This window comes from Sporosarcina sp. USHLN248 (genome assembly GCF_037144575.1).
GTDB lineage: Bacteria > Bacillota > Bacilli > Bacillales_A > Planococcaceae > Sporosarcina > Sporosarcina contaminans.
Map to the genome: position 1 here is coordinate 14093 of NZ_JBBCZC010000020.1, position 15424 is coordinate 29516.

Consider the following 15424-nt stretch of genomic DNA (forward strand, 5'->3'; position numbering starts at 1 on the left):
AAAATAGTTAGTTAAGATTATGATAATTTATTTGAAAGAAAAAAACAAATGGTTTTGCCTGAGATGAAAAATAAAACGATAAGGAGAAAGTCGTGGCTATTATGAAGGAAAAGAAAGAGGGTTAGCACTGCAATAATTATTGCTGCAATGCCAACCTTGTAGACATATAATGTGAATTTGCCGTGGGGAGAAACAGAAAAAAGAGGAATAGCAATCAATGGATGAACATACATATTGTTCATGCTATTCTTTCCCCTTAATTGAGCTGAAAAGGGTATGACAGTCCATACCCGATGAATGAGATATAAAACTAGTTAAAAAATGCATTGACAAATGAAAAACAGTTCGGTAATGTAGAATTATTCGAAAAACGAAATAGTGCAGGAGGTGCGGAAAATGAAAAAAGTACAAATCGTTGTTTCACAAAAATTCAATAAAAAATCCGTACCGAACTGGATAACAATTTTGTAAAAATAATTGAAACAGGATGGTACATTTACCGTCCTTTTTTACGAGCACACGCTTATTATAGGAGGCGTGTGTTTTTTAATCTTTCTTTGTAAAGAAAATTCGGTGTTTTCACGCTATGCGTGCAACATAAATTAATCATTGGGAAAGGAGTGCTGCGGTATGACAATGATGATGCAGCTACGGAAAATTTTAAAAAAGGAATCTATTGAAAGTGGATAGTTGTTACTGAAGAAGGAAGAGGGTAGACAAATATGTTTTCTGTATTATTTAAATTAAAGTGGTTTTTCAAAGAGAATCGCAAGCGTTACACGGTTGCGCTAATTTTGCTAATGTTAGCCAACGTACTTGTCATTTTGCCGCCTTGGATTATCGGGCAAGCGATTGATGCAATTCATACAGATACGATGACGTCAAGACTGTTAGTTATTTTCATCGGCGCAATGTTTACGATAATGGCGATTTCGTATGCAGGAAATTTCGTTTGGCAATATCAACTTTTCGGCGGTGCCTATGTTATTGAGAGGCAGCTGAGAACGAGGCTCATGCGCCATTTCTTGAAAATGACCCCGACGTTTTATGAAAAGAATAAGACAGGCGACTTGATGGCCAGATCGACAAATGATTTACGGGCAATTTCGGAAACAGCCGGCTTTGGCATTATGACTTTAGTTGATTCGACGGCTTACTTAGGTACTTTAATCATTACAATGGGATTCGTTGTTTCCTGGAAGCTGACGCTTGCGGCAATTTTACCGTTGCCGATATTAGCTTATATTTTACAAGTATTAGGAAGGAAAATTCATGAACGCTATATGACAGCGCAGCAAGCGTTCGGCGATCTGAATGACAATGTCCTTGAAGCGGTTGCAGGTGTACGTGTAGTCCGTGCCTATGTACAGGAGCGAGAAACCGAAAAGCGCTTTGCTGAAATGACAGAGGATGTTTATCAAAAAAATATGCATGTGGAAAAGATCGATGCGCTCTTTATGCCTTTTTCGAAAGTGTTTACCGCATTGACGTATATGATTGGTTTAGGATATGGGGCATACTTAGTGTCGATTGGCGACATGACTTTAGGGAACTTGGTTACGTTCAATGTCTATTTAGGCATGATTGTCTGGCCGATGTTTGCGATCGGAGAATTGATCAACGTTTTGCAAAGAGGGAATGCCTCATTGGACCGCGTAATGGAAACTTTAGAGTATGAAGAAGATGTGAAAGACCCAGTTGAGCCTTCGAATGTCGACCAACCGGAAAGTGTTGGCTTTGACGATGTAAGCTTCACTTATCCGATGTCTCATGCGGTCAATTTGGATCATATCCAGTTGCGGTTAGAAAGAGGGCAAACTTTAGGGATTGTTGGAAAGACCGGCAGCGGGAAAACAACTTTCATCAAGCAATTGTTGCGGGAGTATCCTGTTGGGGACGGAGAAATTTCATTCTCAGACATTTCTTTGCGTTCATTGAAAAAGGATCAAGTCCGGGATTGGATCGGCTATGTTCCGCAGGATCATGTCTTATTTTCTCGATCTGTCCGTGACAACATATTATTCGGCAGGCCGGATGCAACTGAAGAGGACATTGCAGAGGCAATCCGCCTATCGCATTTTAAGAAGGATTTGCAAATGTTGCCGTCTGGCCTTGATACACTTGTAGGAGAAAAAGGCGTTGCGTTATCGGGCGGTCAAAAACAACGGATTTCAATCGCACGTGCTCTTGTTAAAAACCCTGAAATTCTTATCTTAGATGATTCACTGTCCGCAGTCGATGCGAAGACAGAAGCAAAAATCATCGAAAATATTCAGGCGGAGCGTTCAGGAAAGACGACGATCATTACGACGCATCGTTTATCTGCAATTCAGCATGCGGATTGGATCATTGTCTTAGATGATGGACGTGTCATTGAAGAAGGAAGACATGAAGACTTGCTTGCGAATAACGGATGGTACAAAGAACAGTTCGACCGCCAGCAGATCGGGGAGGTTGAATAAGATGGGAACGGGAAGAAGATTACTTCAATATGCGTTGGATTATAAAAAGTTATTAATTGCAGGGCTAATCCTGCTAGCTTTCGCAGTCGGCGCAGATTTGATGGGGCCAATGATTGCAAAGCAAATTATCGATGATCATATTGCGACTTCAATCGATCAGTCGATCAATTTTGAACCGATTGCCAAACTATTGGCAGTATTTTTCGGCTTGGCATTGGTGACAGCGGTATTGAGATATTTTCAATATCTTTTATTGCAAAATGCGGCGAACCGGATTATCCAAAAAATGCGCAATGAGTTGTACAGCCATATACAAACATTGCCAATCCGCTATTTTGATAATTTGCCTGCAGGTAAAGTGGTGGCAAGGATTACAAATGATACGGAAGCAATACGGAACCTGTATGTAACCGTCGTTTCACAATTTGCAATTAGCGGTATGTATATGTTAGGGATTTTCATTGCATTGTTTTATTTGGATCCTAAAATGGGAGCCATCACGCTGTTCGTATTGCCGGTCCTTTACATTTGGATGAAGCTATACAGAAGATTTGCAGCGAAAGTGAATCATATTATCCGAAGCAAAAACAGTGAAATGAATGCGATGATCAATGAGTCAATCAACGGAATGACAATCATTCAGGCTTTCCGCCGAGAAAAGCAAATGGATGGCGAGTTCAATGAATTGAACGAACAGCATTATCATTATCAAAGCAAACTGTTGAAAGTGGAAGCTGCGACATCGCATAACTTAGTCGATATTATTCGTTCTTTGGCGTTTGTGTTTTTAATTTGGTATTTTGGCGGTGCTTCAATAAATGCTGAAAGTATCGTCACTGTCGGTATGCTCTATGCATTCGTCGATTATATTACCCGTTTATTCAACCCGATTACTGGGGTGGTTAACCAATTTGCGCGTCTTGAGCATTCTTTAGTTGCAGCGGAGCGTGTCTTCGATTTAATGGATCGGAGCGGGGAACCGGTCAGCGATGAAAAGATTGAACGATATCGTGGAAATGTCCGATTTGAGAATGTTTGGTTCGCTTATAAAGATGAAGAATATGTTTTGAAAGATATATCATTCGAAGCGAAGCAAGGGGAGACTGTAGCATTAGTCGGTCATACCGGCTCAGGGAAAAGCTCAATTATGAACTTGCTCTTCCGTTTCTACGATGTGTCGAAAGGGAAAATTACAATTGACGGCATGAATATAGGTGAAATATCGAGGCAAACGATCCGTGATCATATGGGAATCGTATTGCAAGACCCTTATTTGTTCAGCGGCACTGTTGAATCGAATATTAGTTTAGGTGATGAGAGCATTTCCCGGGAAAAGGTCCAGGAAGCACTTGATGCGGTCGGAGGAGAACGCGTGTTGAAACATTTGCCAGGCGGTATAGATGAGCCGGTTATCGAAAAGGGCAGCACCTTATCCTCTGGACAGCGGCAACTTATTTCGTTCGCACGAGCATTGGCCTTCGATCCGGCAATCTTAATTTTGGATGAAGCAACTTCTAACATCGACACAGAAACCGAAGAAATCATCCAGCATGCCATGGATGTCCTGAAGAAGGGGCGCACGACGTTCATTATCGCCCATAGACTTTCAACTATTAAAAATGCAGATCGCATTTTAGTATTGGACCGTGGTGAAATTGTCGAACAAGGCACTCATGATGAATTGTTATCGCTTGGCGGGCAATATGCACAAATGTATAAATTGCAAACGAACAATGGAGCAAAAGTAGGGTAAAATGTAAAAGGTCCGGTTTAGCCGGGCCTTTTTGCGTTAGCTTGCTACAATCTATAAAACGCTAATAGGGAGAACAACACTTTTTACAGCAATTCAGATTGCTATTCGCGTAAAATTACTTTCTACACATTAACAGATAGGAGAACGCATAAATTACAGCAAAAACGCATAAATCCGCTCTTTCCCGCCTAACCTTGTCATTGCCCCGCAAAGACAGACAGGAGAACGCATAAATTGCAGCAGAAACGCATAAATCCGCTCTCTTCCGCATAACCATATCTTCGCCCCACAAAGACAGATAGGGGACCGCATAAATTGCTACAGAAGCGCATAAATCCGCTCTCTCCCGCCTAACCTTGTCATCGCCCCGCAAAGACAGACAGGGGAACGCATAAATTGCTACAGAAGCGCATAAATCCGCTCTCTTCCGCCTAACCATATCTTCGCCCCGCAAAGACAGATAGGGGACCGCATAAATTGCTACAGAAGCGCATAAATCCGCTCTCTCCCGCCTAACCTTGTCATTGCCCCGCAAAGACAGACAGGAGAACGCATAAATTGCAGCAGAAACGCATAAATCCGCTCTCTTCCGCATAACCATATCTTCGTCCCACAAAGACAGACAGGGGACCGCATAAATTACAGCAAAAACGCATAAATCCGCTCTCTTCCGCCTAACATGATGCTTTCTCCTAACCTAAAAAGCCCTACCATACCCCTCTGTATTGGCAAGATCACTAAATATCCATGTCAAAACGACTCTATGGACACAGCTATTAACCAATTTATGCACCTTTGAAATATTTATGTGGCTTTACAAGGGGATTATGCGCTTTGCAAGAGATATATGCGTTATTCTTTGGGGTTATGAAAGCTTGCCAGCATTTTATGCGCGGTATTTTCCAGTTATACGTTTTCGACAGGCTTTATGCGTATTTTTTAATAGTTATGCGTTTAGAAAGGTATTTATGAGCTTGTAACCCTCATCGCATGAACCTTTGAAGCATATTGACCGATAGGCTATGGAATACCAGTGTACAATTTTGTACGTATTTCTATGAAAATGAGTATGTTTCCAAAGGTTTGATTTCAATGAAAATTCCGTTGCGAAAGAGTTTGTAAACAAGTATATTTAGAGTATCGAAATATATTTTGTGGAAAGTTGGAAATGTGGATGAAATGGTTCACTGAATGGGGACGCAAATTTTCCTCTTTCAACCGGAATGTAAAGCTTTTTATTATCGGAAATGCACTGATCCAAATCGGGATGGGTGTTTTTATGGTTATGTATAATTTGTATATTCGGGAGCTCGGGATGCCGGAGACGGTAAATGGAAAAGTGATTTCAATGACAGCGATGGCTTCGGCAATTATGTTAGTTCCTGCGGGATTTTTAAGCGATAAATTCGGGCGGAAATGGATGATTGTGGGCGGCGCTGTATTGACGGTAACGACACTATTTTATAGGGGCATTGCTGTTGCGGAGACCCCGATCATTACTGCAGCATTTTTGACGGGGTTATTTATGGCATTCGTCCAAGTTTCGGGTATTCCATTTTTAGCCGAAAACTCGTCTCCTGCTGAACGGGTAACTTTATTCAGTGTCAACTTTGCGGTCGTAACGATTGCGAACGTAGCGGGAAGCTTTTTCGGCGGAGTTATCGCAGATGTATTGGAAACTGTTATGAAAATTAGTACGACAGAAGCAATCCGCTATTCATTGCTTTGCGGTGCGGCCATTTTCACGGCAGGGTTACTTCCATTTTTTAAGCTGCAAGAAAAGAATGCGAAAGAAGAGAAAGCTGCACCGCTACTTTCTGATGGAGGTAAGATCGATCAATTAGAGGATCGTTTAAAGAGAAATTTAATTGTTATTTTCCATTTTTCATTCGCTAATTTGCTGATCGGCTTCGGTTCCGGTTTAGTTGTCCCTTATTTGAATTTGTATTTTGCGAACCGTTTTGATGCTACAAATTCTTATATTGGCTTTGTTTTGTCAATGGGCTCCGCGATGACAGCGGTAGCTGCGATGATTGGTCCAGCACTTTCAAAGAAGATTGGGAAAGTGAAGGCGTTGATTTTATTTCAGATGCTGTCCATTCCGTTTCTGCTTTTGACGGCCTATACGACGTCTCTTATGTTGGCCTCATTAGGATTTTTGTTAAGGCAAGCGCTAATGAATGCTGGAAATCCGATTCAAAGTGCGGTTGCGATGGAAGTCGTGTCGGATAAATATAAAGGATTGGCGAATTCGATGAACCAAATGGTGTTTAACTTGGGATGGGCTACGATGGGGCCGATTGCTACAGGCTTAGTCGTTGCGCAAGGAGCTTATTGGGGATACGCGTTTGCGTTTACCATTACGGCAGGTCTTTACATCGTTTCATCTATCTACTACTATTTCATATTTGGCAGGAGGAAGCTGTCAGGGGAGTGAAAATAGAGGAGGAATCCTACTGTTTCATAACATATAAAAAAATGAGTGCGATTAAACCATTTCGCACTCTTTAAGATAATATACTTAACCCCATTAAATCATAAGTTTATTTAAATAACCCTTCCGAATAAAGAAAAAGCCTATTAGAAACAGCAGTAAAATTATACCTAAGCCCATTGCAGTTAATTGATAAAATGCCAACGAGATATGGTTATGCATGCCGAGTAATGTTGCAAATAAAATAAGGGCTGCAATTGTAAAAGGGATAAAAATTAAGGTTACCAATTCTTTTGTTACAACAGTTGATAGTTCTTTCATGGATAAACCAACTTTTCTAATGCCTAAAAACTTTTCTCTTTCTTGTTCAAGAGATGTTTGCAGGTAAAAATACAGTATACTCATTGCGGCGCTCATAAAAATTAAGCTAAGCATAAAGCCAATGAAGAACATTATGCTTTTTACAAACTTCTCTACTTCATATAATTCAATTTTAGATGCCATTAAGCGTCGATCAGAATCTGTAGTAATCTTAGATGAAATCGTATTCGCGACATCGATCTTGTTTGTCCAATCATCCAATTCATAAGCAAATATTTGATAAACTGGATACTCAATCGCCTCATATACCTCATCCGAAACGATATAATATACATTTTGTAACCCGGATGTTAAAATATTTCTCTTTTCAATACCCGTAACGATTAGGTTTCCAAATGGGTAATCATGAATGGATTCTTCATTAGGTTGAACACCTTCATGACCAGCAGCAACAAAATACTCATGATCGTTTAATGTTAAAGGCTCATGCTGGCCCAATTGATTGAAATTCGTAACGGACATAAAAGCAATCCTACGCTTTTCATCGGTTTTAAAGGCAGAATAGTATGCCTCGTAATTACCTGCTTCATCTAAGGTCTCTTCAATAAAGGTTCGATCTTTTTGAGCTTCTAATTCGTTACCTGGTAGTGACGTATATTGGAAACTATAAGGATAGAGCGATTCTGTTTTTTCCTCTACATTGTAGTAAGAGCTGTAAAGTACGCTTGTAAAGACAAAGGTACCTAATAGTAAGATCGTTAATAAATAAATGATATGGGCATGTGAACGCTCTTTTGCCTTTAAATTCGAAACAAAAAGCATATTGGTTTTTCTGAAATACGATGGATGTTTTTGCCACACGCGGATGGTGAATAACATTCCTTGTGTGACTGTAAAGTAAATAGCCAATAAAAGACTAATAAACAATGCAATGTAAGGGAGAATTCCAAAGGATTCCACCCAATTCATTTCCCTTATCATCGAAAAGAGCAAAATAACACTGACCATAATGGATACGATCAATTTAAATGGTGCTGGTTTCGTGAGCTTTTCTTGTGTAATATCTGCTTTTAATAGTTGAACGACATCTTCTTTTTTTATCATCCATGTCATAACTTTAGTAACGATCAAAAATAATAGAGAAAATAAAACGATCGTTATGAGAATGGCTTGGATCGGAATATACATTCCAAACACTTCAGCACGCAATATCTTTTTGGCAACCATTAAAAATAATGGTGCAACAATTAACCCTCCTACAATTGCTGTGATAATCGCTGCAACAGCAATGATCATATTTTCTCTGAAAACCATTTTGCGGATTTGCCTCATGGATGCACCCATCATCATAAAAGTACCTAATGTTTTTGTTTTCTTTTTCAAAAAAGCGAACAACGAATAGATGATAAAGATAAAGGAAAAAACGTAAATAAAGAAGCTGGCTAGCACCATTGTTGTTCCTAAGGTACTTGTTGTATCCAATTCCGCCATCATTGGATGAAAAGCTGTAATTGAAAATAGGAAAAAGACTACTATTGAAAACACACTGCTTAAAAAGTAGGAAATGTATGTCGACTTATCCCTCAAAATATTTTGAACTACAATATGATTAAAATTCATGCTGGCCACCACCTAAAAACGTGAGTGTGTCCATAATTTCTTGGTAAAATTGCTGTTTGTTTTTGCCACGGTGTATCTCATTATAGAGAATTCCGTCTTGTATGAAGATGACACGCTCCGCAAAACTTGCAACGTATGCATCATGTGTCACCATTAAAATGGATGTATTAAAGGTTTTGTTGATCGATTCAAATAAAGTCATCACACCATTTACAGATTTAGAATCCAAGTTTCCTGTCGGTTCATCCGCTAATAATAATTTAGGGTTATGAATAACGGCCCTCGCAATCGCCACCCGTTGTTTCTGACCGCCAGAAATTTCAAACGTTCTTTTTTTCAATAAAGCCTCAATTCCTAAAAAGTCTACCGTTCTCTCTAATCTTTGTTTCATTTCTTTCTCCGATACAGAATCAAGTGTTAAAGGAAGCAAAATATTCTCCTCTACTGTCAAGGTGTGGACAAGGTTAAAATCTTGAAAGACAAAGCCTAATTCTGAACGTCGAAACTTTGCTAATTCATCATCATTTAATCCATACGGATCTTTTGAATTGATGATGATTGAACCATTTGAAGGGCGATCGATAGTGGAAATACAATTAAGGAAGGTTGTCTTTCCGCTGCCGGATGGACCCATTACCGCAACAAATTCATTCTCTCCTAAATGAAAATCGATGCCTTTTAATGCCTTATATGTGATTTCACCCGTATATTCTTTTTGTAGTTGCTTTACTTGTAAAATTGTATGTGACATTACGGTTTCACTCCTTTTTGATACATTTAGTATAAACAAACCGTTCTCTCCATAAAATCTTTGAACATGACAGCAATCTGACAAATTTGTCATATAAAAAACGGCCACCTTATTAGTAGCCGTCTTTACTTCCGGAAAAATCAATCATAAAGGTCGTTTCATTATGAGCAGAGGTTAACGTGTATGGATGGTGCAGCGTAGAAAGTATTTTTTTGACTAAATAGAGTCCGATACCAGTCGCTTCACCTTGGATGCGTCCCTTTGTTCCGGTGTAAAACAATTCAAATACACGGTTAATTTCACTTTCTGGTATCGTCTCGCCTTTGTTCTTGATCCATAACTGACCGTTTTCAAAATGAATGTGAACGAAGGACTTCTCTTCACCATATTTGACAGCATTGCTGAGTAGCTGGTAGATAACAACTCTGAGCCATTTACGATCAGAATAAATGATGATGTTTTCTTCGAGTGCACTTTTTGGGTATACTTCCATCTCAATAAAGTAATCTTTTAAATCGTTAACAACTTCTTGGACGACATTATTTAAGGATATCGGTTCAATCTTTAAATCAGATAGTAGTTGGGATGAACGACTATACGTTAATAGTTGATTTAGAGAGAAATTTACTTTATCGCATTCTTTTTTTACTTTTTGCCATTCTAAAAATAAATCCGGTTCTTTTAATTGATTCGTCTGTATGAGTAATTGAATCACGGAAAGCGGTGTTTTCATTTGATGAACAGTTTGGGAAATCATTAATTGCTGTTCATGTAAACGATCTTTGTGATCTTCCTCTTGTGATAGAAAAAGCGAATGAATGAACTGCATTTGATTTGCATATGCCTTTTCAACCGGAGATTGGGGAAGGTGAATCAATAAATCATTTGCCTCGAATCCATTACCATTCAAATGTGCATACATTTTTTTGCGTCGTATATATCGAATTAACAGAAGAATGGCTAATAAAATGATCGATAGATAGATAAAGTATGCATAATGATTGCTCAAGTCATCTAGTCGGTGAATAATAATTGGTAAGCAAATCATCGTTAGAATGTACAGGATGATAAAACTTATATGATCACGAAAAAAAAGCTTCATAAGCTATTCTCCGTTACTTGATAGCCAATTCCTCGAATGGTTGTGATGGATAGCGATGAATGAATAGCTTCTAACTTTTTGCGTAAACGTACAATATTCACTGTTAGTGTGTTTTCTTCAACGAATGTATCATCATCCCAAATTGCTGAAAGTAGTTGTTGTCTCGTCACAACATTCGGGGATGCTTCAAAAAGCACAGAACATAACTGAAGTTCTTTTATAGTCAATATCGTCTCATGTTCGGGTGTGCTTAATCGAATCGTCTCTAAATTTAATGTTGTATTTCCGACTTTCAATATTCGGGTTTGCAAATCCTCTGCATATTCGCCGTAGACCCGACGTATTTGTCCATTTATTTTTGCTAAGACTACATCCATTAAAAAAGGTTTTGTGATGAAGTCATCTGCTCCATTTTCAATACCATATACTTGATCTAACTCACTCATACGGGCAGAAAGTATCGTAATGGGGCAATTTGAGACTTGCCTAATTTTTCGTGACCAATAATAGCCATCAAAGGCGGGAAGATTAATATCCATTATGACGAGATGCGGTTGGAATTCTTGAAAAATATCAAGTACCCTTTCAAAATCCTCTACAATATAGCAAATATAATTATATTTTTCAAAATGGTTCTTTAATGTATTCGCAATATTCTTTTCATCTTCAACGATTAGTAGTTTATACATTGCAGCCTCCTTTGTTTCAGTGACGAACTTCTATTTTTGATCCGCTATTTCAATAGAAAAATTTGCGCAAACGGACCATTTAACTGGAAATTCATTTTTCATAAGTTAATGAAGAATACTTAAAGTATAGGCGAAATATATAGTATAACCAAAACAAAAAAACAAAGTGACTGTAAAAAATCTTTACAGTCACCTAACATCACTTCTACACAATATTACGTTTTATGGTCTTCAAATTAGAATAACTTTTTTAGCATTATTGCCCTCTTTTATACTGTGTTTCTTTCCACGCATTTTGCTCATTCGGCACTCTGCTTTTATCTTCAAAAACATTTTCGGTTTTTTGGTCTTGCACTTTTAATTGTTCTTGTTCTTTTCGCAATTGTTCAGGTGTTTTTTCTTTATCCATGCTGAACGCCTCCTTATTGAAAGGTAGTATATGCGAAAAGCGGTCAATCATTCATATACATGGAAAGTCATTAATTCGTGAATCATTTTTTTCACTTGGTCTTCGTCGGGTGGCGTTTCGCTGGTCCAATCTATCGTGCCGTCTGGCATATAGTCACCTGTGTATCGTTGGTTTTTGTAGAAGAATGAAAATGTCCAGCCGGGCAAATTGCCACCCGCGTACATTGGCTTGTAGCTATAGTGCTGTAACATTGGTAGGTCTCCTTTCATATGACTGCGCCCGTCCGCATAAAGTGAACAAAAGATGCGAAAGGGTGCTATTTTGTTTGCCAATCAATTGAAACAGGCGATTGAAGAAGAATACAAGGCCTATTACTTTTACCGATCTATGTACGAGCAAACACAAGATCCGCTATGGCGAGATTTCATCCAGCATATCTATGAAGATGAAAAAAGCCATTATGAAATGTTTCAACAACTCTATTATATGATGACCGGGACATTTGTTCAAAACCCTAAGAAGCCTGTGCCTTGCTACAATTTTAAAGAATGCGTGAAACAATCGTTAATTGATGAGTTGGAAGCGGTGGAAATGTATAAGGAAATGCTGCTGACGATTCCATTTCAGCAAGCATACAATCCTTTATTCATCGCGATGCACGATGAAATGGAGCATGCGATTCGGATGTCTACAATTTACAATGGCCTTTAAAGAAAAAACACGAGAGCAGCTCAGCCGTTGTCCTCGTGTTTTTCTGTATGAACAAATTGTTGCAAATATAAAGGAGCCTCGAGCATCCTCGGACCGTACCAAAACATTTCTCCATCAATTAAGAGCGGTTTTGTTTCAGGCATCATCCTCTTAAATTCCTCGAAATGCTTTTCTTTGAATGGGTATGGCTCAGTCGCTAAAAGGACATAATCTAATTTTGCTGCTGCAAAATCCTCTTCTGTTATGACTGGGTAGCGTCCTTCTTTCTGAATGAATGGATTGATCAATCCGATTTCATGTAAGACAGATTGAATATACGTATCGCGCCCAACTGCCATATACGTCTTTTTCCAAATGATATAAGCAGCTCGTTTGCCTTCCATTGAAGGAAGTGCGGAAAAACGATCTCGTATAGCAGTGCTTAACTGTCTGGCTTCTTCCTTCCTGTCCGTAAGCTCGCCCATATCCACAATCATGCGATGGGCTTCTTCGATGGACTGGACTTCAGCTACATAAACAGGATAATGCTCTTGTAATTCCGTGACAATCGCTTCGGTATTTTCTTCTTTTTCAACGATAATCAAGTCAGGCTTCACATCATGGATTTTATCGATTTTAATATCTTTTGTCCCGGCGACTGCGGGAATCTCTTTTACTTCCTCTTTAGGATAAATGCAAAACCTTGTCCGTCCGACAAGCTCTTCCTTCAAATTCAGAGAAAACAACGTATCTGTGATGCCGGGGCAGAGCGAGACAATCCGTTTAGGTGGATAATTGTAAGTGATTGTCCTTCCGACTCGGTCTGTCACTGTTTTTTGCAAGTAAATCACTTCTTTCATTGAACACAAATTATGGATTGACTACATTTTCAAAATAGGAAGCAACCTCTTTCGCTATTTTTTCAGGTTCCTTCAAAGAGAGCGGTTCCCCGTGCAAATAATTAAATACATTCATATCGCTCGTGTCCAACATGCCGATTGTCATTCGCGGAATAAGGCGTACGTGTATCCGTTCTCCAGGCTTTTTTTCGAGAGGGATAAATAAGCCCAAATTGAAACTTTCAACGCCATTTTTTAGGAAGTACGCAAAGAAGCGCTGCATATCATGCGCAAAATCATTCAGGTGGGCTTCTGTTAAATCGGCAAATGAATGCGCATCAAACACGCCGATAAAATCATAATGGCTTTTTGGCGCAAAAGCGTGCAAATAGCTAATAGAGCCGCTTCGGCCGATCCATCTTTCATCTTTTTCTTGTTCTATGCGGACAATTTCTTCAAAAAAGTTTATTCCTGTATTGTCATGGAGAATTTGTGCGTTATGTGCGATGGTAGCTTGATAATTCGTCGGATGTTCCGATAGGAGCACATGAATATGCGGATGGAGAATACTGCCCCCTGATGGCGGCAAGTAATTCCAGTTTATCGAAGCATAGGACGATTTTTGATCAAATTCAACAACCTTATCAATATATTGATGTGCAGCATGAAACGCATCGCGTATCCTTTTCGGTGTAAATTCATCTAATTTTACGAAGTGGTGATCCGTCATGCGGACGACTGCATTATGTTTGCTGTATGGAAATAAATTTGGGAATGCAACCGCTTCTCCTACTAAAATTCTTCCACCTTCAACTAATTCATCCGAAAAGCGAGGTGTTTTGCTAAACACATTTTCTTTACAAAACGGACATTTATCGCCTGAAGTTTCTTCGGCCATCTTACTGTAATCAGAAGGGACGAATGGTGCTCCTGGATCAAAAATGATGCGAGAACTTTCACCGGTAAGCGGGTCATATCGAACCTCAGTTTTTCTGTCAATTAGCTTGCCGTCTTGCATCGGATCATGGAACGTAAAAAATTCTTCTTCCTTTCGAAATGAAATGGACATGACAATCCTCCTCTTTTGATAAATTGGGATGAATAATTTAAGGCTTCAATAATGTAAAAACCGTAGCTTTGCCATTCTCTACTTTGACAGTGCCCTCAGCGCCATTTATTAGCGTAATTTGCGGCGGTACATGACCGATATCCGCGTCATAAACAATTGGAAGCCCCGTCAGTTCCTTCAGTCTTTCCATAGAATCTATGACAGTGAAATCTTCCGTCATTTGACCGGCAGGAGAACGGCCGAAAATGATTCCAGAGGCGTTGTCAAACCAGCCTGCGTAAAATAGCTGAACTACGCTGCGATGAAAGTCTGTTGCATTCAGTTCGCAGTTTTCCAAATACCATAGAATCGGCTCTCCGTTTAAAAACTGTTGCTGAAATGAACGGACATCGCCATATGGTGTTCCGGCTAAATGACGGATCGTATCCAGACAACCGCCTAAAAATCTTCCTGTCATTTCAGCAGAACGACCGCCGATCACTTTCCATTCAGTAATTGTATCGAAATGGAATACGTACGGATCTGGTTTAGCATCATGTTGCCATTTGGATTGATAGTTAGCTGAGGATTCCTGCTCGAACCCCATTCCTTCCGATGCACGAAGGAAGTCGATAAACTTGGATGTAACCGGGTCCCATTCATCACTTCTTAAGTCAACTAAGTTTGTTCCGTGAGCTGTTGCGATTCCAGTCATAATTGTCAATGCGAAAAGGAAAGTGCTTGTGTCCGAGTAGCCAAGCATCCATTTTGGTTCGATCGCATCCCAATCGATGAGGGGCAATACTTCCGATAGAATTTCGCCGCCCCAAGGGGGAATGATCGCTTGGATTGCAGGGTCTTTGAACATTGCCATTAATTCTTTCGCTCGAACTTCTTTTGGCGCTGAAGCAGCTTTTTGCTGAGTCCATACCGTATCGCCTATACGCACATTGTATCCTCTGCGTTCCAATTGTTTTTTTGCCTGATTGATGAGCTCATGCAGTTCAGGTTCAACGCCGGAAGATGGGGCTGTCACACCAATCGTTTGCCCGGTTTGTAAGGGTAGTGGATAACGGATCAATGGAATAACCTCCTAACCAATCACGTCTGAGCGTGATTGCATTTGAGTTTTTTGTGGTCACGCTTAAACATTAACCGCTGAAAATTAGGTACATCCGCTACAGACTTTGAGCCAATAGGGGTGTTTGCAAAATTAGGTGTTACCCTCAGGCGGCGTTGGCATTGCCTATGTTTCATTGTTCGGAAGAAGTTAAATCATAACCGATTGAACAATAACATAGTTGAG

At 39.5% G+C, this 15424-nt stretch carries 13 protein-coding genes; 4 read left to right on the forward strand and 9 right to left on the reverse strand.

What is annotated here, in order from left to right; translation table 11 throughout:
- Nucleotides 1-722: 722 nt before the first annotated feature.
- The 3 genes from WFH04_RS09795 to WFH04_RS09805 all read left to right on the forward strand — a co-directional run bounded on the left by WFH04_RS09795 (nucleotide 723) and on the right by WFH04_RS09805 (nucleotide 6652).
- Nucleotides 723-2462, forward strand: coding sequence for an ABC transporter ATP-binding protein (locus tag WFH04_RS09795; protein WP_336823860.1), 1740 nt, complete (start codon nucleotides 723-725; stop codon nucleotides 2460-2462).
- A 1-nt stretch (nucleotide 2463) separates the two neighbouring features.
- The gene (locus WFH04_RS09800) at nucleotides 2464-4215 is read left to right on the forward strand and encodes an ABC transporter ATP-binding protein (protein WP_336823861.1); all 1752 of its coding nucleotides are present in this window, start codon (nucleotides 2464-2466) and stop codon (nucleotides 4213-4215) included.
- A gap of 1174 nt (nucleotides 4216-5389) precedes the next feature.
- Nucleotides 5390-6652 carry an MFS transporter gene (locus tag WFH04_RS09805; protein WP_408020185.1) on the forward strand — a complete coding sequence of 421 codons (1263 nt, stop codon included), beginning with the start codon at nucleotides 5390-5392 and terminating at the stop codon, nucleotides 6650-6652.
- A 93-nt stretch (nucleotides 6653-6745) separates the two neighbouring features.
- Here the strand turns inward: WFH04_RS09805 and WFH04_RS09810 are convergent, their stop codons facing one another.
- The 6 genes from WFH04_RS09810 to WFH04_RS09835 form a co-directional block, all read right to left on the reverse strand.
- Nucleotides 6746-8590 carry an ABC transporter permease gene (locus WFH04_RS09810; protein WP_336823863.1) on the reverse strand — a complete coding sequence of 615 codons (1845 nt, stop codon included), beginning with the start codon at nucleotides 8588-8590 and terminating at the stop codon, nucleotides 6746-6748.
- Entirely contained in the window at nucleotides 8580-9341 is a 762-nt protein-coding gene (locus WFH04_RS09815) for an ABC transporter ATP-binding protein (protein ID WP_336823864.1), read from the reverse strand. Before WFH04_RS09815 ends, WFH04_RS09810 begins: the two co-directional genes overlap by 11 nt.
- Nucleotides 9342-9453: 112 nt before the next feature.
- Nucleotides 9454-10443: a sensor histidine kinase gene (locus tag WFH04_RS09820; RefSeq protein WP_336823865.1), complete on the reverse strand. Its 990-nt coding sequence runs from the start codon at nucleotides 10441-10443 to the stop codon at nucleotides 9454-9456.
- Entirely contained in the window at nucleotides 10440-11132 is a 693-nt protein-coding gene (locus tag WFH04_RS09825) for a response regulator transcription factor (RefSeq protein WP_336823866.1), read from the reverse strand. Before WFH04_RS09825 ends, WFH04_RS09820 begins: the two co-directional genes overlap by 4 nt.
- A gap of 256 nt (nucleotides 11133-11388) precedes the next feature.
- A complete protein-coding gene (locus WFH04_RS09830; RefSeq protein WP_336823867.1) occupies nucleotides 11389-11541 on the reverse strand; it encodes a hypothetical protein in 153 nt (50 codons plus the stop codon).
- A gap of 47 nt (nucleotides 11542-11588) precedes the next feature.
- The gene (locus tag WFH04_RS09835) at nucleotides 11589-11792 is read right to left on the reverse strand and encodes a YheE family protein (protein WP_336823868.1); all 204 of its coding nucleotides are present in this window, start codon (nucleotides 11790-11792) and stop codon (nucleotides 11589-11591) included.
- A gap of 52 nt (nucleotides 11793-11844) precedes the next feature.
- On the opposite strand from WFH04_RS09835, the gene WFH04_RS09840 reads away from it, so the two are divergent.
- Entirely contained in the window at nucleotides 11845-12252 is a 408-nt protein-coding gene (locus WFH04_RS09840; protein ID WP_336823869.1) for a ferritin family protein, read from the forward strand.
- A gap of 20 nt (nucleotides 12253-12272) precedes the next feature.
- On the opposite strand, the gene WFH04_RS09845 is transcribed toward WFH04_RS09840, so the two are convergent.
- The 3 genes from WFH04_RS09845 to WFH04_RS09855 are packed head-to-tail and all read right to left on the reverse strand — an operon-like array spanning nucleotide 12273 to nucleotide 15199.
- Nucleotides 12273-13073 carry an ABC transporter substrate-binding protein gene (locus tag WFH04_RS09845; protein WP_336823870.1) on the reverse strand — a complete coding sequence of 267 codons (801 nt, stop codon included), beginning with the start codon at nucleotides 13071-13073 and terminating at the stop codon, nucleotides 12273-12275.
- 28 nt (nucleotides 13074-13101) lie between these two features.
- A complete protein-coding gene (locus WFH04_RS09850) occupies nucleotides 13102-14139 on the reverse strand; it encodes a hypothetical protein (protein ID WP_336823871.1) in 1038 nt (345 codons plus the stop codon).
- A 37-nt stretch (nucleotides 14140-14176) separates the two neighbouring features.
- Entirely contained in the window at nucleotides 14177-15199 is a 1023-nt protein-coding gene (locus WFH04_RS09855) for a S66 family peptidase (protein WP_336823872.1), read from the reverse strand.
- Nucleotides 15200-15424: the final 225 nt, after the last annotated feature.

Coding starts and splice junctions, on each gene's coding strand:
- WFH04_RS09800 (WP_336823861.1), top strand. CDS start 2,464: ATGGGAACGGGAAGAAGATTACTTCAATATGCGTTGGATTATAAAAAG.
- WFH04_RS09840 (WP_336823869.1), top strand. CDS start 11,845: ATGCGAAAGGGTGCTATTTTGTTTGCCAATCAATTGAAACAGGCGATT.
- WFH04_RS09825 (WP_336823866.1), bottom strand. CDS start 11,132: ATGTATAAACTACTAATCGTTGAAGATGAAAAGAATATTGCGAATACA.
- WFH04_RS09820 (WP_336823865.1), bottom strand. CDS start 10,443: ATGAAGCTTTTTTTTCGTGATCATATAAGTTTTATCATCCTGTACATT.
- WFH04_RS09850 (WP_336823871.1), bottom strand. CDS start 14,139: ATGTCCATTTCATTTCGAAAGGAAGAAGAATTTTTTACGTTCCATGAT.
- WFH04_RS09805 (WP_408020185.1), top strand. CDS start 5,390: ATGAAATGGTTCACTGAATGGGGACGCAAATTTTCCTCTTTCAACCGG.
- WFH04_RS09795 (WP_336823860.1), top strand. CDS start 723: ATGTTTTCTGTATTATTTAAATTAAAGTGGTTTTTCAAAGAGAATCGC.
- WFH04_RS09830 (WP_336823867.1), bottom strand. CDS start 11,541: ATGGATAAAGAAAAAACACCTGAACAATTGCGAAAAGAACAAGAACAA.
- WFH04_RS09835 (WP_336823868.1), bottom strand. CDS start 11,792: ATGTTACAGCACTATAGCTACAAGCCAATGTACGCGGGTGGCAATTTG.
- WFH04_RS09815 (WP_336823864.1), bottom strand. CDS start 9,341: ATGTCACATACAATTTTACAAGTAAAGCAACTACAAAAAGAATATACG.
- WFH04_RS09810 (WP_336823863.1), bottom strand. CDS start 8,590: ATGAATTTTAATCATATTGTAGTTCAAAATATTTTGAGGGATAAGTCG.